General features: G+C 40.6%; 17 protein-coding genes. 10 read left to right on the top strand and 7 right to left on the bottom strand.

The window, feature by feature from the left end; genetic code table 11:
* The first annotated feature begins 10 nt into the window (after positions 1 to 10).
* The 5 genes from thrS to LVD16_RS14620 all read left to right on the top strand — a co-directional run bounded on the left by thrS (position 11) and on the right by LVD16_RS14620 (position 3,911).
* Positions 11 to 1,945: a threonine--tRNA ligase gene (thrS, locus tag LVD16_RS14600; protein ID WP_233769004.1), complete on the top strand. Its 1,935-nt coding sequence runs from the start codon at positions 11 to 13 to the stop codon at positions 1,943 to 1,945.
* Between the two features lie 163 nt (positions 1,946 to 2,108).
* Positions 2,109 to 2,606 (top strand): translation initiation factor IF-3, encoded by a 498-nt coding sequence (gene infC, locus LVD16_RS14605; RefSeq protein WP_233769005.1) that lies wholly within the window; start codon positions 2,109 to 2,111, stop codon positions 2,604 to 2,606.
* Positions 2,607 to 2,641: 35 nt separating this feature from the next.
* A complete protein-coding gene (gene rpmI, locus LVD16_RS14610) occupies positions 2,642 to 2,836 on the top strand; it encodes a 50S ribosomal protein L35 (protein WP_233769006.1) in 195 nt (64 codons plus the stop codon).
* Between the two features lie 92 nt (positions 2,837 to 2,928).
* A complete protein-coding gene (rplT, locus tag LVD16_RS14615; RefSeq protein WP_233769007.1) occupies positions 2,929 to 3,273 on the top strand; it encodes a 50S ribosomal protein L20 in 345 nt (114 codons plus the stop codon).
* 77 nt (positions 3,274 to 3,350) lie between these two features.
* On the top strand, positions 3,351 to 3,911 hold the full coding sequence (locus LVD16_RS14620; RefSeq protein ID WP_233769008.1) for a hypothetical protein: 561 nt from the start codon (positions 3,351 to 3,353) through the stop codon (positions 3,909 to 3,911).
* Between the two features lie 19 nt (positions 3,912 to 3,930).
* On the opposite strand, the gene LVD16_RS14625 is transcribed toward LVD16_RS14620, so the two are convergent.
* Genes LVD16_RS14625 through LVD16_RS14650 form a run of 6 tightly spaced genes read right to left on the bottom strand, consistent with a single transcriptional unit; the run spans position 3,931 to position 14,588 of the window.
* Positions 3,931 to 5,463 carry a PorP/SprF family type IX secretion system membrane protein gene (locus LVD16_RS14625; RefSeq protein ID WP_233769009.1) on the bottom strand — a complete coding sequence of 511 codons (1,533 nt, stop codon included), beginning with the start codon at positions 5,461 to 5,463 and terminating at the stop codon, positions 3,931 to 3,933.
* Between the two features lie 24 nt (positions 5,464 to 5,487).
* Positions 5,488 to 11,223, bottom strand: a complete 5,736-nt coding sequence (locus tag LVD16_RS14630) for a Calx-beta domain-containing protein (RefSeq protein ID WP_233769010.1) — start codon at positions 11,221 to 11,223, stop codon at positions 5,488 to 5,490.
* A gap of 16 nt (positions 11,224 to 11,239) precedes the next feature.
* Entirely contained in the window at positions 11,240 to 12,202 is a 963-nt protein-coding gene (locus tag LVD16_RS14635; protein WP_233769011.1) for a methionyl-tRNA formyltransferase, read from the bottom strand.
* A 39-nt stretch (positions 12,203 to 12,241) separates the two neighbouring features.
* A complete protein-coding gene (locus tag LVD16_RS14640; protein WP_233769012.1) occupies positions 12,242 to 13,378 on the bottom strand; it encodes a type 1 periplasmic-binding domain-containing protein in 1,137 nt (378 codons plus the stop codon).
* Positions 13,379 to 13,403: 25 nt separating this feature from the next.
* A complete protein-coding gene (locus tag LVD16_RS14645; RefSeq protein WP_233769013.1) occupies positions 13,404 to 13,982 on the bottom strand; it encodes a phage tail protein in 579 nt (192 codons plus the stop codon).
* A 27-nt stretch (positions 13,983 to 14,009) separates the two neighbouring features.
* Positions 14,010 to 14,588, bottom strand: coding sequence for a phage tail protein (locus LVD16_RS14650; protein WP_233769014.1), 579 nt, complete (start codon positions 14,586 to 14,588; stop codon positions 14,010 to 14,012).
* A gap of 79 nt (positions 14,589 to 14,667) precedes the next feature.
* On the opposite strand from LVD16_RS14650, the gene LVD16_RS14655 reads away from it, so the two are divergent.
* The 5 genes from LVD16_RS14655 (at position 14,668) to ccoS (ending at position 19,526) form a co-directional block, all read left to right on the top strand.
* The gene (locus tag LVD16_RS14655) at positions 14,668 to 14,958 is read left to right on the top strand and encodes a hypothetical protein (protein WP_233769015.1); all 291 of its coding nucleotides are present in this window, start codon (positions 14,668 to 14,670) and stop codon (positions 14,956 to 14,958) included.
* 314 nt (positions 14,959 to 15,272) lie between these two features.
* Positions 15,273 to 15,986, top strand: a complete 714-nt coding sequence (locus tag LVD16_RS14660) for a hypothetical protein (RefSeq protein WP_233769016.1) — start codon at positions 15,273 to 15,275, stop codon at positions 15,984 to 15,986.
* Between the two features lie 107 nt (positions 15,987 to 16,093).
* Entirely contained in the window at positions 16,094 to 16,957 is an 864-nt protein-coding gene (locus tag LVD16_RS14665) for a universal stress protein (protein WP_233769017.1), read from the top strand.
* On the top strand, positions 16,954 to 19,326 hold the full coding sequence (locus tag LVD16_RS14670) for a heavy metal translocating P-type ATPase (protein ID WP_233769018.1): 2,373 nt from the start codon (positions 16,954 to 16,956) through the stop codon (positions 19,324 to 19,326). Before LVD16_RS14665 ends, LVD16_RS14670 begins: the two co-directional genes overlap by 4 nt.
* On the top strand, positions 19,326 to 19,526 hold the full coding sequence (gene ccoS, locus LVD16_RS14675) for a cbb3-type cytochrome oxidase assembly protein CcoS (RefSeq protein WP_233769019.1): 201 nt from the start codon (positions 19,326 to 19,328) through the stop codon (positions 19,524 to 19,526). Before LVD16_RS14670 ends, ccoS begins: the two co-directional genes overlap by 1 nt.
* Here the strand turns inward: ccoS and LVD16_RS14680 are convergent.
* Positions 19,492 to 20,010: a DUF4136 domain-containing protein gene (locus LVD16_RS14680; RefSeq protein ID WP_233769020.1), complete on the bottom strand. Its 519-nt coding sequence runs from the start codon at positions 20,008 to 20,010 to the stop codon at positions 19,492 to 19,494. The genes ccoS and LVD16_RS14680 overlap by 35 nt on opposite strands.
* Positions 20,011 to 20,014 lie beyond the last annotated feature (4 nt).

Below are 20,014 nucleotides of genomic sequence, written 5' to 3' on the forward strand. Positions count from 1 at the left end.
AACATTAAGTATGATTAAGATCACATTACCTGACGGCTCCGTTAGGGAATATGAAAAGGGAGTAACTGGCTATGATGTAGCCATGAGCATAAGCGAAGGGCTGGCTCGAAATGTACTATCAGCAAAAGTTAATGGTGAGGTTTGGGATGCTACCAGACCCATTGAAGAAGATGCTACGGTACAATTACTCACGTGGAATGACGATGAAGGAAAATCTACTTTTTGGCACTCTTCAGCTCACTTATTAGCAGAAGCACTGGAAGAACTTTATCCGGGTGTTAAGTTCGGAATAGGACCTCCCATTGCCAATGGTTTCTATTATGATATCGACTTAGGTGAGCGTACTTTAGGAGAAGATGATCTTCCTAAAATAGAGCAGAAAATGTTAGAACTAGCTCGAAACAAAAACGAGTTTGTTAGAAAAGATATTAGTAAGGCAGATGCCATCAAATATTTCGAAGAGAAAGGTGATGAGTATAAGCTTGAACTTATAGATGGTCTTGAAGATGGTAAGATCACGTTTTATGAGCAAGGTAATTTCGTAGATCTTTGCCGTGGACCTCACATGCCAAACACTGGGTTTGTTAAGGCCGTAAAACTAATGAACGTAGCAGGTGCTTACTGGAGAGGAGATGAGAAGAGAAAGCAGCTGACCAGAATCTACGGAGTTTCTTTCCCTAAGCAAAAGGAGCTTAAAGAGTATTTAGAGCTACTGGAAGAAGCTAAGAAAAGAGACCACAGAAAATTAGGTAAAGAACTTGAGTTGTTTACCTTCTCAGAGAAAGTAGGCATGGGTCTTCCATTATGGTTGCCTAAAGGTACGCTACTACGTGAGCGTTTAGAAAACTTCTTGAGAAAGGCACAGATCAAAGCTGGCTATGAGCCTGTGGTAACTCCACATATAGGTTCTAAGCAGCTATATGTTACTTCTGGCCACTATGATAAGTACGGTGAAGATTCATTCCAGCCGATAAAGACACCTAATGAAAATGAGGAGTTTTTATTAAAGCCAATGAACTGCCCTCACCACTGTGAGATTTACAATTCTAAGCCAAGATCATATAAAGACTTGCCGGTTCGCTTTGCTGAATTTGGTACAGTATATCGTTATGAGCAAAGTGGTGAATTACATGGATTAACCAGGGTAAGAGGCTTTACTCAAGATGATGCCCACATTTTCTGTAGACCTGATCAGGTGAAGGAAGAATTTGTGAAGGTAATAGACCTGGTACTGTATGTATTTAATGCATTAGGCTTTTCAGACTTTACGGCTCAGGTTTCTTTGAGAGATCCTGAAAATAAGTCTAAATACATCGGTAAAGATGAACTTTGGGATAAGGCTGAGAGAGAAATTCAGGAAGCAGCTGATGAAAGAGGTTTGAAAACCGTTAGAGAACTAGGTGAAGCCGCGTTCTATGGTCCTAAGCTAGATTTCATGGTGAAAGATGCTTTAGGTAGAAGCTGGCAGCTAGGAACTATTCAGGTAGATTATAACTTACCAGAAAGGTTTGAACTGGAGTATACTGGTTCAGATAACCAAAAGCACAGACCTGTAATGATTCACAGGGCGCCATTTGGTTCTTTAGAAAGATTTGTAGCTGTACTGATAGAGCACTGTGGTGGAAGATTTCCTCTATGGTTAGCGCCAGATCAGATAGCGGTATTGCCAATCTCTGAAAAATATCAAGCTTATGCTGAAGAAGTTTATGCTCAGCTAGGTGAGAGTGATATCAGAGGATTTATAGATAATCGTGACGAAAAGATCGGTAGAAAGATCAGAGACGCGGAAGTTAAAAAGGTTCCTTTTATGCTTATTGTAGGGGAAAAAGAGCAAGAAGAAGGTAAAGTTTCAGTGCGTAAGCATGGAGAAGGAGACTTTGGAAGTTTATCTGTAGAGGATTTTATTAAACAATTTAAGCAAGAAAGTACTTTAACAGATAAGTAATTGGGTTGCAATGGATGTTTATGTCCAATTGAACTTTGAAATATTAAATTATTATAGCGATATTTGCAACCTGTTTTTTCCCAACTAAAATAAGGAGGTTAACATTAGTAAACAAAGATACCAGCGAAGGGGCTATCGAGGGAGAGTAGAAGAGCCCTATAAAGTGAACTCGAAAATCCATGCTTCTCGTGTAAGGGTAGTAGGAGATAACGTAAAGGTGGATGTATATCCAATAGAACAGGCATTAAAAATGGCCAAAGAGCAAAGCCTGGATTTAGTGGAGATATCACCAACGGCCGACCCTCCGGTTTGTAAAATTATCGACTACTCAAAATTCAAATACGAGCAGAAGAAAAAACAGAAAGAAATAAAGGCTAAAGCGCAGAAAACCGTAGTTAAGGAAATACGTTTTGGTCCTAATACTGAAGAGCATGACTTTAACTTTAAGCTGAACCATGCTCAGAAATTCTTAAAAGAAGGTGCGAAAGTAAAAGCTTACGTACACTTTGTGGGAAGAACAATTGTATTTAAAGAAAGAGGAGAAATCCTATTGTTGAAGTTTGCTCAGGCTCTTGAAGAGTACGGTAAAGTGGAGCAATTACCTAAATTAGAAGGTAAGAGAATGACAATGTTCATTGCTGCAAAGGCAGGGAAAAAATAAAAGTTAGAATACAGATCTGATAAATATATATTAAAATGCCAAAAGTAAAAGTTAAATCAGGAGCGAAGAAGAGATTCAAGCTTACAGGTACTGGCAAAATTAAAAGAAAGCACGCTTTCAAAAGCCATATCTTAACTAAGAAGGAAACTAAGCAGAAGAGAAGTTTGACTAAAATGGGTCTTGTACACAAGTCAGATGAGAACAATGTTAAAGCAATGCTTAACATTTAATTTTCAAAATTAGGTTTTTAAATTATTCACCAGGTTTATGGCTTTAAAGTATTTACGAAAGTAAGCCGCCATTGACCAAAAACAATTAAACAATGCCAAGATCAGTAAATCACGTTGCCTCTAAGGCGAGAAGAAAAAAAATACTTAAAGCTGCCAAAGGTTATTTTGGTAGAAGAAAAAATGTTTGGACAGTAGCTAAAAATGCTGTTGAAAAAGGTTGGACTTACGCTTACCGCGATAGAAAAGCTAAAAAGAGAGATTTCAGAAAACTTTGGATTCAAAGAATTAATGCTGGTGCAAGACTGCACGGTATGTCTTACTCTCAGTTTATGGGTGCTATTAAAAAAGCAAACATCGATCTTAACAGAAAGGTGTTAGCTGATTTAGCAATGAACCACCCTGAGGCTTTCGAAGCTATCGTAAACAAAGTAAAATAAGTTTTAACCCAGGATCTGTATTAAAAAAAAGCCCTGATCATAATGATCGGGGTTTTTTGTTTTATTATATTTCAGTTATGATTAAAAAACTGGAAATTATCTTTTTAATAGCATTTATTGTCTCTTGCATCTTACAAGTTATGCAAGTAAGCGGTGCAGGTGAAGCTTTGCTCATTTCGTCCTTTATATTAAGCCTTATATACTTTGCCTTCGGCTTTGTAGTATTTAACCAGATTGATTTAAGAGAGGCCTTTAAGAAGGGATTAATGAACTTCATAACTGTTCCTGAATTAGTTCTAGGCATGGTTCTGGGACTATCAAGTTCAATTGGTGTTACCGCAATAATATTCAAGTTGTTACTTCTGAGCGGTTCACAGGCTATGCTGTTAATAGGAGCAGGTATGGCAGCCTTGTCAGCTATTGTAGGAATAATTTACACTACAGTTAAAGACAGAAAGGACTCGCCTTTATTCACATCATTATTTCTTAAAGTGGTTCCATTAATACTAATCCTCATTGGATTGAGTAATATTTCGAATGAAAACCTATTTGATTTCTACTATAGAAATAACCCACAAGAAGCACAGATACTAAAAGAGAAGATAGAGCGAAGAAGTGCAGAGCGAGATCTACAATAGACCTCGCCGTCTCTTGATGTTATTCTAACGCTAGCTCAAACTCTACGCGTCTATTTGTTCGTTTGCCTGTTTCAGTATCATTACTGGCGATAGGTGATATTTCTCCTTTTCCTATGGTTTTAATGCGTTCTTTGTCTACACCTCTGTCTGACAGGTATTCTCTTACAATTTCTGCTCTTTTTACGGACAGATCGTGGTTGTAGGATTCTTCTCCAAGGTTACAGGTATGTCCTGTAAGTGTGATGTCAAATTGAGGGTATTTCTGAACTATAGAATATACTTTGTCCAGAAAGGCTTTAGACTCTTTATCAAGATTGTCTGAATTGAGTTCAAATCTTACCGTTTGAGCCATAATCTTTTTCTCTTCAGGAGTGAGCACTTCATCAGGTGTTAATGGCCTGCTGGGTGTTGAAGATCTTTCCTCCATTATAGGAGCTTCGGCCTCTTCCATTTCTTCCTCGGCCTCTTCGGTTTCTTCCATTTGCTCCATTTCCATCTCTTGTGATTCTTCAACCTTTTCTGCTTCGTCAACATCTTCAGTTATAGTATTTTCCTGAGGATTTTCAGGAGCTTTGGAGTAGTTACCTCGTTGCTTCTTTTTAAGTCTTAAGACAAATGCAAGTTCAAAAATGCCGTTCTGGCCTGCACTGAGTTCAGTACTTATAGGTAAATCATAAGACAGGCCGATGGTGATGTTTGGCTGTTCATAAGCGATGGAGAAAACAGTGAGGTCATTTGTATTATACCAAAGGCCTAGTTCTATTTTCTTTTGTCCCTCTTCAGACTGTTCTAGCGCATATCCAAACCTAGATCCCAGGTTGAAATAATTATTGCTGGCCTGGCTGATCCATCGTATGTTAGGAAGAACAGAGAATTTATCTCCTTGATATACTCTGTAACCGGCTGTTGCTTTTAGGCTCAGAGGTAGCTTATCTTTCTCATCTTCGACCAGCGAAATATTCGGTTCGATGGCGTTAAATATGGCAGCACCAATAAAAGCTTTTTCTCTTGCCACATCATCCTTCACCATGTAGTGAATGCCACCGCTGAGGGTAGGGTAGGAGGTGGTCTGGTTGAGCACACCATCTGGAGATGATATGTTAGGATCAAACACGCCATTGTCAAACTGATCATCTGTGGTGAAATTACCATCCGTTTTTCTACTGAAATATCCTCCTTGAATACCTAGGCTTAGAGCTGAGCCGGATGAAACCTGGATGCTATAAGCAACGCCCAACATTCCACCATTGGTATTTAGGAAGTCGGAGGCTTTATCGTTTACAAAGCTGCCAGCCAGCACCAATCTATGATTTCCGATAAGTAAGGGGTAATAAAGTGATAAAGATGAAGCACTAAAGTTATCACCCGCCTCTACATTTTGGTTGCGGTAGTTGAGCATGGCCCTCACATCCTGTTCTGTTCCTATCTGGCCAGGGTTAGTGAAAAATGGTGTGTAATGAAACATGGAGTAAGTGGCTTCTTGCGCCATGGTTTCTAATGTGATAAATGATATTAATAGAAAAAACACCAATGACTTTTTAAAATTGATCATAGCTATATTTTTAATGTCTTAGAATTATCTTGCTAATCTTATTACGCCTGTATTTTTACCATTTATGGTCAGGGCTGATCCATCTGAGAATGTTCCTTTGATTACCCACACATAAGCTCCTTGCGGCTGCTCTTTACCATTAGATGTACCATCCCAGCCTTGCTGCATCAGGCTGTTCATATCACTTGAGTTAAAAACCTCATTACCTTCTCTATCGAAGATGCTGCAAGTGATTTCTTGGATATCCGCTCCGCCTCTTATAATAAAACGGTCGTTAGTCCCATCATTATTAGGGCTAAACAGTGTAGGTAAGAAGAGGTCTCCAGCTTGTATGTTGAAGGTTTGAGAAACGTCTGCTGCTGCTTCGTAAAAGTCATTACCAGCCTGGCTGGCAGTAACCGTCACGGTGCCTACGCCCAGAATCGTGATGATGCCGTTAGAAAGTGTGGCCACCCCTGAGGCAGGGGAAGTGGTCATAGAAAAGGTAATTGGCTCACCCGATGCACCGCCAGTAGCTTCCAGAACTACAGGGTCAGCACCCACCCTTTTATCAGAAATAGGAGCAAAGGTTATAATCTGAGTCAGTTTCTGATCATCATCTACAATGGTGTAGGTGTGCTCTGTTGTCGATCCCAAAGCTGCATTTGAGGGATTGGATAATGTAATGATTATTGTTTCATCATCTTCCTCTAAGGCATCGTTTACCACGGTTATGTCAATGGTTCCTGAGCTGCTGCCTGCTGGTATGTTTAGGGTGCCATTGGCTAGCGTATAGTCAACACCGTCACCAGTGGCTGTGCCTGAAACTGTATAATCGATGGTTATGCTATTTACACTGGTTACAGATAAATCTACTTGTATACTTGGTGTGGTGGCGGACTCTTGTCCTTCGCTGTTGGAAGTTGTGAATGATATAAGAGCTGCCTCTTTATCCACGACATCATCTGCCGGGCTGCCCGTGTTACCCGCCTCATCGGTGAGCGTAACGGTTACGGTGAGTACACCGTCAGGTAAACCGCTTACATCAACTGGCCCTACAGCATGTGTAGAAGAGGAAATGCTTCCCGACGCAGTGACCGGTGTGCCGCCACCTGAGCTGGAAATGGAGTATTCAAAATCTGCTGTTTCAGCGCCGCTAATTTGAAAGCTTAGTGCCTGGTGATTGCTCTGATCAATGAGACCCTGGTCAATGCTAACCGTATAACCAGACGGTGGTGTCTTATCCAGGTTAAGAGTCAAACTATTATCCATAGCCTGATTTCCGGCTCCATCAGTGACAGTGATAGGAACACTTGTGGATGGATTTTCGATTAAGTTGCCGCCAGCATCCACATCAGCAATGGTTATGGTGTAGGTGCCATCACCATTATCAGTGAAGGTGGCTGTTGAGCTAAATCCTGAATTAATTACTGATAGATCTGCTACTACGTTAAGCCCAGATTCTCCCAGATCTACTACAATCGTAAGGCCTTCTCCTGAAGTGTAAGAATTGTCACCGCCGCCATCATCTACAGAGTTAAAGGTAGGAATGCTGGTGTCTTTACTTGCGTTATCAGTGGCGGCTGTTCCTGCGTTTCCGGCAGGATCTGTTAGTGTAACAGATAAAGAAATATTTCCATCGGCTAAGGAAGATAGATCGATGGCTGTTATTTGTTCGCCTACACCACTTACCGTTCCACTGCCAGTGACATTAGAACCTCCACCATCACTACTGAAAGTGTAGCTGTAGGAGGCTCCAACTTCCGCAGATGCGAATGTGAAACTAACTGCGCTCTCATTAGTATAATTAATTATCAATTGATCAATGGATACAGAGTACCCCGAAGGAGCGGTTTGGTCCAATACAGCGGTATTGTCAATGGCATTGCTTCCAGTATTGCCACCGGTGTCAGTGAGGGAAACCTGTACTGTTAGGGTTCCATCTGTTAATGAACTAACATCTACCGATATACTTTGCGTGCTGGTAGTAATAGAAGCTGATCCGGTAACTGTGGCGGTGTTGCCATCTCCTGAGCTTGAAATCGAGTAGTTCGCCGTTGTGCCTATTTCGGCGCTGGATAAAGTGAAGGAGGTTGAAGTGGCTTCGGTAGCACTAATTAGGGCATCATCCCAGGCTACAGAATATCCAGTGGGAGGTCCAGCATCTTTTGTTTCGCTATCAGTGGCATTTGGTCCTGTATTACCCACACCGTCTGTTAATGAGATAGTTAAAGTAACAGTTCCATCTGAAAGGCCACTTAAGTCATAACCGGCACCACCGTTATCAAACTGTTGTGAAGCTGATGTTACGGTTTCAGTGCCACTTACTGGTGTGCCCCCACCGTCGCTAGTGAATGAATAATTTAGTGTGGTGCCTGGTTCTAAGTCTGTTCCGATGAATTCAATGATGTTTACATTGAGTCCATTTATAATGAACTCTCCTAATAAGTCAATGCTTACTGAATATCCACCGGGAGGTCCTGTGTCTTTGTTCTTTGTATCTGTAGTTGCTGATCCTTCATTTCCGAATACATCAGTTAATGTTACAGAAAGTGTAACTGTGCCATCTGCCAGGCCACTGAGATCAATGCCTGTGATCTGGGCATTAGTGCTGAAAATATTGCCTGTGCCAGTAACAGGTGTGCCGCCACCAGAGCTGGTGAAAGTATAATTATACCCGCTATTGATTTCTCCTCCAGCAAAAGTAAAACTAATGTTATTGTCATTAGTGCTGTTGATCGCGGTCTGATCTATTGTAACAGAATATCCGGTAGGAGCTGTTGTATCCTTAATTTCAGAATGAGTGGCTGCTGGTCCAATATTTCCATTGCCATCAGTAAGTGTCACAGATAAGGTGATGTTTCCATCTCCTAATCCACTCAGATCTATGCCTGTGATTTGGTCTGTTGCTGTTACTATGATTCCGGATCCTGTAACATTGGTGCCACCACCATTACTGCTGAAAGTGTAGTTGTATGTGGTGCCTATTTCAGCGCCTCCGAAAGTGAAACTAATAGCTGTTTCATTGGTAGAGTTAATCGATATTTGATCAATAGAAACCGAATATCCAGTTGGTGCTGATGTGTCTTTCAGTTCCGTGTCGGTAGCAGCACTGCCGGTATTGCCTGCAATATCAGTTAACGTGACCGATAGAGTGATAGTGCCATCTCCAAGGCCGCTAAGGTCTATGCCTGTAATCTGATCTGTTGCTGTAACTATAGTGCCTGATCCTGTAATATTGCTGCCGCCCCCTGAGCTGCTAAAAGTATAATTGTAAGTAGCACCAACTTCTGCACCTGCGAAGGTAAAGCTCACACTACCTTCATTACTGTTGTTTATTGGACTTTGGTCTATAGAAACAGTGTATCCAGAAGGAGCTGTGGTATCTTTAGTTTTAGTATCTGTAGCTGCTGAACCAGTATTACTATTGACATCAGTCAATGTTACAGTTAGCGTTATTATAACATCACCCAATCCACTAAGATCTATACCTGTGATTTGGTCTGTAGCTGTCGTCAAGGTGCCTGACCCTGTAACATTAGCACCGCCTCCAGAACTGCTGAAGGTATAATTATAAGTAGCTCCCACTTCACCACCGGCAAATGTGAAGCTGGTGGCATTCACATTAGATGAATTTATAAATGCTTGATCTATTGAAACTGTGTAGCCAGAAGGAGCTGTGGTGTCTTTTGTCTTCGTGTCGGTAGCGGCGAGTCCTGTGCTTCCAAAGGTGTCTGTTAGTGTTACTGATAGGGTTATTGTACCATCGCCCAGGCCGCTGAGATCTATTCCGGTTATCTGATCGGTGGCAGTAACTATGGTGCCCGACAACGTGACATTAGCGCCACCGCCGGAGCTGCTGAAGGTGTAGTTATAAGTAGCACCTAGTTCTGCGCCAGCAAACGTAAAACTCACAGCTGATTCATTGGACAGATTAATAGAACTTTGATCAATACTTACAGTATAACCGCTCGGAGGGGTTGCATCTTCATCTGTTATAGTTACAGTAACCTGTTGCGAGCCATCTTCAGTAGCATTTGTAGGGGTATTCATGTCAACTATAATAGTTTCATCACCTTCCTCAAAACCATCTAATTGAGAGGTTATTCTAATACTATCCATTGTTTCACCCACAGATATTACAATTGAGCTACTTGTTATGGCATAATCTGTTCCTCCACCTGTAGCTGTGCCTGAAAAGCTTAATGGAATAGTTACGGTAGTGGCAGAAGGAGTATCGATCACGCCGACGATATAAGCAATACCTCCACTCTCGTCGGCTATGGGATTATAAATATTTCTTAATAGTAAAGAAGCCAGGGGAGGAGAGTCATCATCTATGATGGTAAATGTTTCTTGCTGAGTGCCGCTTTCTATTCCGTTAGTTACACCAGATATATCTATATCTACCGTTTCATTAGTTTCGTAAAGGGCATCGGGTACATTGGTAAGGCTAATATTTCCGGTAGTAGCTCCTGCCAATATTGATATTGATGCTCCACTCAGGGTGTAATCGACTACATTGGTTGCCGTACCTGAAAAAGCCAGATTTACAGTGGTGTTAGCTCCATAGGCGTTGGAGAGTGTGGCTGTAACTGTATTTGCTGTTGTATTTGACTCCACTCTTGAGGATGGAGTGATGGATAATGTGACCGACGGTATAGGGACTACATTGAGTGTAGCTACATAGTTTCCCGTGCTGTTATCAGTTCCATCATTCACTTCAAATTGAAAGGTGGTGCTTGTACTACCGTTTTGTATATATTGAAGATTTCCAGCATCCAGATCAGCCTTGCTCACCATATCACTGATATTTACCTCTTCACCACCATCATAAGTGTCGTCATTATCAGCATCTACATACAGGGTTCCCGCTACAGGTAGGCTTTCAATGAGTACATGATCCAAAGGATCTCCATCGCTGTCATTATAGCTAAAGTCCGCAGTACTAAAAGTGTAACTTAAGTTTTCATAAGGACCGGTTGAAGTAGAAAAACTGGAGGCCGTAGGAGGGGTGTTAGCTGATATTAAAGTGAAAATGGGGTTTGAGCCAGGGAATTTGGTGCCTCCTGCTGAAATATCATAGGGGGTGGCTTCATCACCTGCCCAATTCGGATTGTTTGTAATTGCGGCCAGTAAAGAACTTTTACTGCCGGTTCTGGTGCCCTCATATACCATGTTGTCAGCATGATAAGTGAGCGTAGTGAGACCAATGGCTGTTACTCCTAAAGTAAGGCCTGATGGAAGGTGCGATGTGGTAGAAGAAATTGTTGCATTGGTTGACCACTCTCCGGGATTAGTGCCTGAGGAAGTAGACCAGTTGGCCCAACCAAAAATCCAGTTGGTAGGTGTAAGGTAATCCGAGCCCTGATAAACAAACCAATTATCACCACCGCTTGTTACTGCGGAATTAGAACCGCTCCATCCCACCGTTGTCACTGTTCCGTAGGCTGTAATGTCTCCAGTAATTACGGCGGGTGATCCGCCAGTTATGGTATAACTCATCACCGTACCCGCAGGAACAGTTGTAGTGGTGGTCCAAGTGATGGCTCCTTCAACCAAACCTGCCGTGGTGAATGCTGAGCCATCCCAACCTAGATCAGTGATATAAATAATTTCCCCACTGGGTATGTCCGCGAGGGTCACTATAGTCATTTCATCTGGGATGATATCAGAATTGTACCCTATAATAGCGATGTCACCTGTGGCTAATTGTGCCCTTACCTGTGAGCCACACAGCAATAGTAATAAAATAGACAAACCTGTAAACGTTCTTTTCATGTATCTCTTCATTGGTTTAAACTAAAATTTTGGGAGAATTAACTGTGCTCTTTGCTAATCCAAATTTCTCACCATTCCTTAATCCTAAAGCGGCAAGTTTACCACCTGAAATGATGCATTCAGGTGTTCTGATAATGTTCAATCTTAAAAAACGATAGTCTGAACATAAAACGAATATTCCATTTTCCTGGTCGGCATGTACAACACTGCCAGGTGTGATTAAGGCTCCATTATTTACCTGTGCAGGACTTACCTCCAGAATATTAATCATAGCACCTCTTAAATAGCTTATGGCTCCTCCATAGGTAGGATTGGCTGCGTTTACCAATGCCTCTATTTCATCAGAACTATTTGAAAACCAATCAATAGTAAGGTCATCTTGGGTTGGTCGTTTGTGAGGTTGAAGTTTTTTTTCTAATTGTTTGTTTAGGGGGTCTACAGCTAAGGTTTTAACTTTTTCAAATAACCTCTCCATAGACATCATTACAAACTGACTTAATCTGGCTCCTAGTAATCCGTAATTTTCTCCCGGGTAGATAGTATGCTGTTCCATCATAATGACAGGACCACTATCTATGTGGTCGGTCATGAAATGATAGCAAATTGGGACAATTTTGTTCTGCTTTCTTAAAATCCAAAATAGTGGGTCAGGACCAGCATCTTCTGGTAGCTTACCGAAATGGATATTTACAAAACCATAAGTAGGAATGGTTAAGATAGATGCCTGAATTGTTAAGGGGAAGGTGAAACAAATAGCTAAGTCAGGTTCGAGCGATTTCATCCAATCGTGCAATACTGCTTGCTCGGTTTTGCTAATTGCTAAGTAAGGAATCTCCTTATGTTCAGCATAATGTCGGATATTGAAATTAGCTTGATGTGAGCGGTTGGTTAGTACAACTCCTTTTATCATCTTGCTTTCTTCAAGCCAAACTAATAAAGGTAAACTCCATTGAGAATTTGTGAATAATATAATTTGCATTGATTTTTTGGTAAATGTTTTTTCTATATTCTTTTAGTTTTAGTAGAACATATAGGGGTTAGTAAATGCATTTCTCGAATTGAATATATCCTCATAGCCATCCGCAGGCCTAAAGTGATGGTGACTTTCTTTAATGCATAAGTTCTCATCTTTCATTCCAGCTCCATAGAAAATGGATAGCGGAAAATTTAAATGGTGATTTCCCTGATCAAAACTAGCACCAGCTACTACCATGTCTTCCCTAAAGTTACTCCAGGTGTCGAGTATGGTTTGTTCGTCTCTTGCCGGGTCATTTAGGCTTTGCAAGGCCCTATAAATTAATTGTCCTTGCTGATATCCTAATAAGTAGAATTCGTTGGCCTCCTCATCAAAATACTCCAGGCAAGACCTTTGAAATATTGTTGAATTTGGACTGGAGTTTTTCCAATCGGGAAAGGCCCAAAACTTCTTATTGCCATTGGCATAATTCGAAAAGGGAGTTATAACTGCATTTTTAAGACCACCATCAAAATTTTTAATAAACCAGTTAAGAAGCTTCGGGTGTAGGATAAGCGCATATTCATATTCATCATGGAATTGTATTCTTTCCTTTACCTCTCCATTTAGCTCCTCCAGATTTTCTGTTTTTAATATTATTTCATTCCTTATTTGGCCTCCGGCAGAGATTATTCCCATGCGAAAGGCCCTTAAAGGATCATAACCACAATCATAAAAAGAGGTAATTATTTCAAATTCTTTTGTGGTATTTTCTGCCATATATCTTCCCAGATAGAAGTATGATTGCCAGTATTGAAGTGTATTATAATACAAGTTTTTGGTAATCTTGTCAGGTGGAACAGCAGCTTCACCAAGTGTAGAAAGCATAGTGGGGCAGCCGGCCATGCAAGTCATTTTAGCCACCTCTACACCAATTAGCGGCTCTATCAACCCTGTGAGAATAATAGCCTGATCAGTGGACAATAGTTTGTGAGCCTTTTCTATACAAATGCTTTCTGTGGCTACACCTACCTCTTCAATTAGGAGTTCGGCTTTTCCTCTTTCAAATTGGTTCTCATGAACAGTGAAATATAGCCTCATGCCATTAAGAAAATAACCAGCTGCACCAGGGTATTGTCTGGAATTTGGCAGTAGCACACCTACTTTTAATATTTGCTGTTCTCTTTTCTTAATGAGCATGTGTCATAGATGTATGGTTAAAATTTTATGATCTCGACGGATATATCCCACTAATGCAAATTATCGGGGTTACGACTAAAAACGGTTGCATATTATTGTGATCCTGACTTCCTCCTGTGTTACCGATAGTGGTAGTTGCAGCACCTGTGGCCGCAGCGTCTATTGTAGTTCCTGAATTCGTATAAAGATTTACTTCATCACCATTTGAATCTCTTGCCTTTCCTGGGGCCATGCCAGAGGCAGGCGTAGGAGTGGTTCCTTCAGCATTTCTGGCAATGATTACTCCAGTAGTATCTAGTGTTGTGTTTGCTAAGTGGTTATGTTGCGGCAAATTTGGAAGCGTTAGATAAACATATTCCTGTCCGCTGGCCTGGCCTGGAATTCTGGAAGTTAGTCCATTTCCTTCGCCCGGTCCAATAGCTACCCTTCCCCTCAGGTCTGGTAGGGCAAATGAAGTTCTTCCATCTCCACCGTATATAGTGCTAATAAGCGAAAATAATGGCTGATTGGTGTTTATAGGTAATAATTGTCCTCCACAAGCGGCCCAATTTCGAGGTATCCAGGTGGGAGCCCAATACCTTATTTCAGATAAGTATCCTTCCATTGTGTGATTTTTAAATGATTGAATGATTTATGACCTGGTAGGATATGTTCCTTCATAGCAAATGATAGGTGTAACACATTTCCAGGGTTGCATATTATTATGTGGTTGGCCGCTACCGGTCAGTCCAAGGATGGTCGTAGCATTACCAGTGAGTTGAGCGGTTACAGTTGTTCCAGTGTTAGTGTATAATTTTAATTCGTCTGCGTTGATGTCAGTAGCAACTCCGGGGTAATAACCTGGTGAAGGGGTGGCAACAGTTCCCGATCCAGTAGCAGCAATGGGTACACTAACACCACCTAGCTGAGTTGTTGCCGCATGATTGTGGACAGGCATTTCTAATACATTAAGAGTAACAGTTTCAGTGCCTCCTCCTTGTCCATTAATTCGGGTAGTAAGGCCTGGTCCACTTCCAGAACCCACGATCGCACGACCCCTTAAGTCAGGTAAGCCAAAAGTAGTTCTTGCATCGCCTCCATATATTGAACCGATAAGCGAAAAGAAAGCGGTGAACTGAGCAATTGATAAGAGCCGACCATCACATGGTAGCCAATTACGTGGAGTCCAACTGGGGCCGAAGTATCGAATTTCTGAGATTGTTCCGTCCATTAGTAAAATTATTTATTGTTATTATTTAAAATATTTATGATTTTATATATAAATCAACTTAAATAAATGGAATAAGATTATGATAGCTGATGATATATATTATGAATCAATCAAAAGGGTTATACTTCATGATTTGAATCAATGGGCTCCCAATAAGCCGTTGCTAGACACTATTTGCGAGACTTGGTCTGGATATCCGTTGGTTTATGACTGTTCCTTAATTAGCTACAAAGGGGGTGAGCCAGTGTTTGAAGTATGGAAGCATAAGTACTTCCTGGATTCATTTGTGTATGCTCACATCTATAGACATGGATATGCGGGCTATGTTGTGGCTCAATCTTATTTAGGGTTTAAAGAATTTCCTTTATAAACCGAAAGTATAACCGTTATTTCAAAGAGCCTGGATGACATTGAATATACTGCAGGAGGTGTCAGTAATATCATACACTTAAAATAAATATAACTAAAAAAAGTAATATTAATAATTATTTATGCTTAATTTATTTAATGAATTACGAAGTATATTATAAATAAATATATTTATATCTATTTGAAATATTACATTACTTTTAGTGCTATTTTCTTTATCCCATCATCAACTTAAAATCATATTTCCTAATCCAACTAAATACTAAACCGATGGCTAAAAAATCGACAATTCTCAGTCTGACAGCGTCTAACAAAATGCGATCAATAGACGAAAATGGTGCGGGCAAAGCCGATCATGATCATGTCAGAGATGTAAGTTTAAGTGCAAACGGTACACAGTGGGCAGTGTTTATAGAGCCCACCACTACAGCTGAAGCTGCCGGTGATGGAGGAGTAATTAAGTATAAAAAAGCTAAGTCGAAGAAATGGGAGGTATTTGAAGGTGTAGGCGGGGTTAAAATTGATGGTGGTCCATCAGGCTCTACGGCTTACGTAATAAACAACAAAGGGGAGATTTATCAGCTTGATGTTGGAAAGGATCCTAAGATGCTGGCAGGTCAGGGCTTTGCCAGAGAGATTAGTGCAGGTGCTGATGGCACAGTGTGGGTAATAACCAATTCACCTACTCATGGTGGTGGCGAGGTACATTATTTAAAGGGTTCAGAACAGTGGCAAAAAGTGCCTGGTGAAATGGGAGGGATGAAAATATCAGGTAAGCCCGATGGAAGTGCTCTCATAATAAACAATGATGGCGTTTTAGGAATGATAACCACTGATGGAAGTTATGAGCAGCTTACCGGACAAGGTTTTGCGCGTGAAATAAGTGTGGCACCTGATGGCTCTACCTGGATCATTTCTAACGAGCCTGCCGATGATGGTGGCAATATAGTCTCTTATCAATCTTCAGAAGGTGGTGCCTGGAAGGATGTGGAAGGAGGAGCCATTATATTGGATGCTGGTTTTGCATAAAGCAAGTTATAGAAACCTGACAAAAATCAGTTTTGGTGGTGATGTATGCTTCTGGAATCTTTCGGTGTGTTCCTGATCTTTGACTATTAACAAAAAAGGGTAAAGTCATGAAACGGATATTAGTACCTATCGATTTTTCAGAGCAAGCTAAATATGCTTTGAACTTTGCCGCCGAACTTGCTTCGTCTGATAAAGAAATCAACATAACTGTTTTTCATGCTGTGGAGCAGCCTTTAGAAGGCTATCTGGATCCTACAGGAATAGCAGTGAGCTTAGGGATGGATGCAGATTTACTGCGCATTCTAAAGCAAAATGCTGTAAACAGTATGGATGTGTTCTTTAGCGAACTAAATCTCGATGAGAGAAATTTCGATAAAAAGATAGAAGTAGGTACTCCTCATGAAGCAATACAAGAGGAAATAGCCTCAGTAGGTTATGACCTGGTGATTATGGGAACTACAGGAGCGAGTGGTTTTAAGGAGATATTTATAGGTTCTAATGCGGAGAAGGTGGTCAGAGATGCTCATTGTCCAGTGATTACGCTTTCCAGCCCGGCTAGCATTAAGTCTATCAAGAATATTGTCTTTGCCAGTGCTACACTTACTGATATATCTGAGGAGCTGATCACTGAAATAAAGATTCTTCAGGATCTATTACATGCCAAATTACATATTGTAAGAATTAATACGCCCAACAACTTTGAGCGCGATGAGGTTGTGTTTAAATCTCTCAGGTTCATCGCTGAAAGGTATATGTTGAAAGATTACACGCTAAACGTATATAACGATTCTTACGAGGAACAAGGCATAATTTCCTTTGCCAATGAAATAGATGCCGGCATGATTGCGCTGGGAACGCACGGTAGGAAAGGATTATCTCACTTACTTTCAGGTAGCTTGGCCGAAGATATAGTGAATCATGCCTTTTGCCCTATCTGGACGTTCCACATTTCTAAACATGAGATTGCATGATGCAGATCAGGGAGGTGGCCAGTGAGGTGAAATGCTATCACTGCGATGATTTGTGTAGAGATGAGCCTATTTTATTTGATAATAAGAACTTCTGCTGCACTGGATGTAAAACTATATATGAGCTTTTTCAAGATGATGAACTTAAGGATCTTTATGAAGTAAGGAACAAATCTAATCCTCATTTAGATGGCAAGTTTGATTTTCTTAAAAGTGAAAAAATAGCCAATGATCTACATTCATTTCTGTCTGATAACCACAATGTTATCAGCCTAAGCCTTCCTGATATTCACTGTAGTGCCTGTGTTTATATACTCGAGAATTTAAATGATTTTAACTCTGGAGTAATACAAACTAAAGTGAACTTTGCTCGTCGAAGTGCGCAGGTACATTATAATCCTCAGCAAATCACTTTGACTGATTTAGCAGCTTTACTTTCTTCCATTGGTTATCCACCTGCTTTCCATGCGGATACTAAAGAAAAGCCTACTAAAAAGAGAAATCATAGGCTTTCTATTCAAATTGGCGTGGCCGCTTTTTGCTTTGGAAATATTATGCTGCTCAGTTTTCCGGAGTATTTAGGTATTAAAGAAGGAATGTCACATAGCTTTGACAGGTTCTTCAATTATCTTAACCTGGCTCTTGTTCTGCCATCTGTCTTTTACGCGGGGAGGGGTTATTTTATATCAGCCTATAAAGGATTCACCCAAGGTTTTATCAATATTGATGTACCGATAGCATTAGGTATGCTTATTCTTTTCGTCCGAAGCTCATACGAAATAATAAGTGCTACAGGTGCAGGTTATATGGACTCTTTGGCGGGTCTTATTTTCTTCTTGCTAATAGGCAAATGGTTCCAAAGCAGAACATATGAAAACCTTTCATTTGATAGAGATTATAAAAGCTATTTTCCATTGGCAGTATTACAAATTATAGACAATGAAGAAGTAGCAACGCCCATTCAGCAGCTTAAAAAAGGAGATCATATACTTATTCGTAATCAGGAGATTGTTCCTGCAGATGCTATTCTTTTGTCAGACGAAGCCAATATTGATTATAGCTTTGTTACAGGAGAAGAACGCACCACGCGGGTGAAAAAAGGAGCGCAAATTTTTGCTGGAGGCCGACAGGTAGGTGCTAAGATCCAACTCAGCATTACCAAAGCCACCTCTCAAAGCTATCTAACCAGCCTTTGGAATAATGATACTTTCAAACAGGAAAAAACGAGCTTGAGCCTCGAAGATAAGATAAGCAAATATTTTACAGGTATTATTCTGCTCATAACCATCGTTGCTGCTGTATACTGGTACTTTTATAATCCGACAATGATATGGCTGGTCACTACTTCTGTTCTGATTGTAGCATGTCCATGTGCTCTGGCATTATCAGCCCCTTTCACCCATGGTAATACGCTTAGAATACTTGGCAGAAATAAGTTTTATCTTAAAAGTGCTGATGTGGCCGAGCGATTAACTGAAGTCAATACCATTGTCTTCGATAAAACAGGAACCATTACCACGGCTGACAATGGTGAGGCTAACCAGTGGATTGATAATATCTCAGAGTTTGATCAGCGTATTCTTAAAAGCATGACAGCAAATTCTACCCATCCTTTGAGTCAGAAGATTCATTTGCTTTTGGGTAAAGTAATAGAGGTGGAGTTACAAAATTTTCAAGAGCTGGTAGGGAAGGGGATTGAGGCTGATTACCAGGGGAAAAGGTATAGCTTAGGCTCAGCTTTATGGACATTAGGGCATCAGGCGGAAGAGGGACAAGCTTTCTTTACAGTGGATGGTCACTTAATTTCTTCTTTTCAAATGCATAATTCATATAGATCTGGGCTTCAAAGTATGATGCAAGGCTTATCCAGTCAGTATGATTTGCAGTTGCTTTCAGGGGATAATGCGGCGGAAGAAGGAACTTTGAAGAAGATGATTCCAGAACTTAGTCAGATGATTTTTGGACAAAAGCCAAATGATAAGCTGGCACACGTTAAGTCTATTCAACAGTCTGATTCAAAGGTGCTTATGTTGGGTGATGGATTGAATGATGCTGGTGCGTTAAGTCAAAGTGACGTAGGTATTGCGGTGGCGGAAGACGTATCTTCGTTTTCTCCTGCTTGCGATGCTATCATTGAGGGTAGCATATTTACAAAACTTGGCGATTTTCTGAGGTACTTAAGAGGTGCGAGGCATATCATCATTGCCAGCTTTGTCATATCTTTCTTATATAATATTGTTGGTTTGTCTTTTGCAGTAACAGGTCATTTAACACCTGTTTTTGCAGCTGTACTTATGCCGTTGAGTAGTATTACGGTAGTGGTGTTTACTACCTTGGCGGGCAATTTATGGGCTGAAAAATTGAACTTATAATGTCAGTAATATTTGTATTAATTCTAGTGAGTATGGTGGTAGCCGGAGGGTTCTTATCTCTTTTTATTTGGGCTGTAAAATCAGGCCAGTTCGAAGATACCATGACCCCGTCCATGAGAGTGCTTTTTGACGATAAGAAAAAAAAGAAGCAACAGAACCAGAATATTAATGAGGCGGAAACTTCTTCATCGCCCGTCTAATAGCCTTACGAAGTTCTGCATCACTCATTGTTTCACGCAGTGACATTACCTTCTTGCTGGTCGATTTCCAAATGATTTCTCCTTGTTCTCTGTCGGTAATATCTATGATTAGAGAACCACGCATAAAGTGGTAATAATCTTCTTCTTTGTATGGATCCCAGAATTGTAAATCTTGCTCTTGAACCCAGCCCGCATTTGAAGAATCTCTGGATAAAACAATGTGATAATCAAGTAATATGTCCGCGGAATCGTCTAGCTGTGTAAATCCTTTTCTCTGCATTTCTATGGCTATTTCATTTGAAATCTTATCCATAAAAGCACTATCCATTATGCCCTTTGGGCCATCGTATGATGGTTGACAGCCATTAAGCCAACACCAGGTTTTATAATTTTCGAAATCATGCTTGGGACTATAGCTAGTCTGTACTCTCACTGTGGAGCAAGCACCTATGAAGAGAATATAAATGAGCCAATGAGCACGCATATGA

This window comes from Fulvivirga ligni (assembly GCF_021389935.1).
In the GTDB taxonomy this organism is placed as follows: domain Bacteria; phylum Bacteroidota; class Bacteroidia; order Cytophagales; family Cyclobacteriaceae; genus Fulvivirga; species Fulvivirga ligni.

Coding starts and splice junctions, on each gene's coding strand:
- LVD16_RS14655 (WP_233769015.1), top strand. CDS start 14,668: ATGATAGCTGATGATATATATTATGAATCAATCAAAAGGGTTATACTT.
- LVD16_RS14635 (WP_233769011.1), bottom strand. CDS start 12,202: ATGCAAATTATATTATTCACAAATTCTCAATGGAGTTTACCTTTATTA.
- thrS (WP_233769004.1), top strand. CDS start 11: ATGATTAAGATCACATTACCTGACGGCTCCGTTAGGGAATATGAAAAG.
- rplT (WP_233769007.1), top strand. CDS start 2,929: ATGCCAAGATCAGTAAATCACGTTGCCTCTAAGGCGAGAAGAAAAAAA.
- LVD16_RS14625 (WP_233769009.1), bottom strand. CDS start 5,463: ATGATCAATTTTAAAAAGTCATTGGTGTTTTTTCTATTAATATCATTT.
- LVD16_RS14665 (WP_233769017.1), top strand. CDS start 16,094: ATGAAACGGATATTAGTACCTATCGATTTTTCAGAGCAAGCTAAATAT.
- ccoS (WP_233769019.1), top strand. CDS start 19,326: ATGTCAGTAATATTTGTATTAATTCTAGTGAGTATGGTGGTAGCCGGA.
- LVD16_RS14640 (WP_233769012.1), bottom strand. CDS start 13,378: ATGCTCATTAAGAAAAGAGAACAGCAAATATTAAAAGTAGGTGTGCTA.
- rpmI (WP_233769006.1), top strand. CDS start 2,642: ATGCCAAAAGTAAAAGTTAAATCAGGAGCGAAGAAGAGATTCAAGCTT.
- LVD16_RS14660 (WP_233769016.1), top strand. CDS start 15,273: ATGCGATCAATAGACGAAAATGGTGCGGGCAAAGCCGATCATGATCAT.
- LVD16_RS14620 (WP_233769008.1), top strand. CDS start 3,351: ATGATTAAAAAACTGGAAATTATCTTTTTAATAGCATTTATTGTCTCT.
- LVD16_RS14650 (WP_233769014.1), bottom strand. CDS start 14,588: ATGGACGGAACAATCTCAGAAATTCGATACTTCGGCCCCAGTTGGACT.
- LVD16_RS14630 (WP_233769010.1), bottom strand. CDS start 11,223: ATGAAAAGAACGTTTACAGGTTTGTCTATTTTATTACTATTGCTGTGT.
- LVD16_RS14670 (WP_233769018.1), top strand. CDS start 16,954: ATGATGCAGATCAGGGAGGTGGCCAGTGAGGTGAAATGCTATCACTGC.
- LVD16_RS14680 (WP_233769020.1), bottom strand. CDS start 20,010: ATGCGTGCTCATTGGCTCATTTATATTCTCTTCATAGGTGCTTGCTCC.
- LVD16_RS14645 (WP_233769013.1), bottom strand. CDS start 13,982: ATGGAAGGATACTTATCTGAAATAAGGTATTGGGCTCCCACCTGGATA.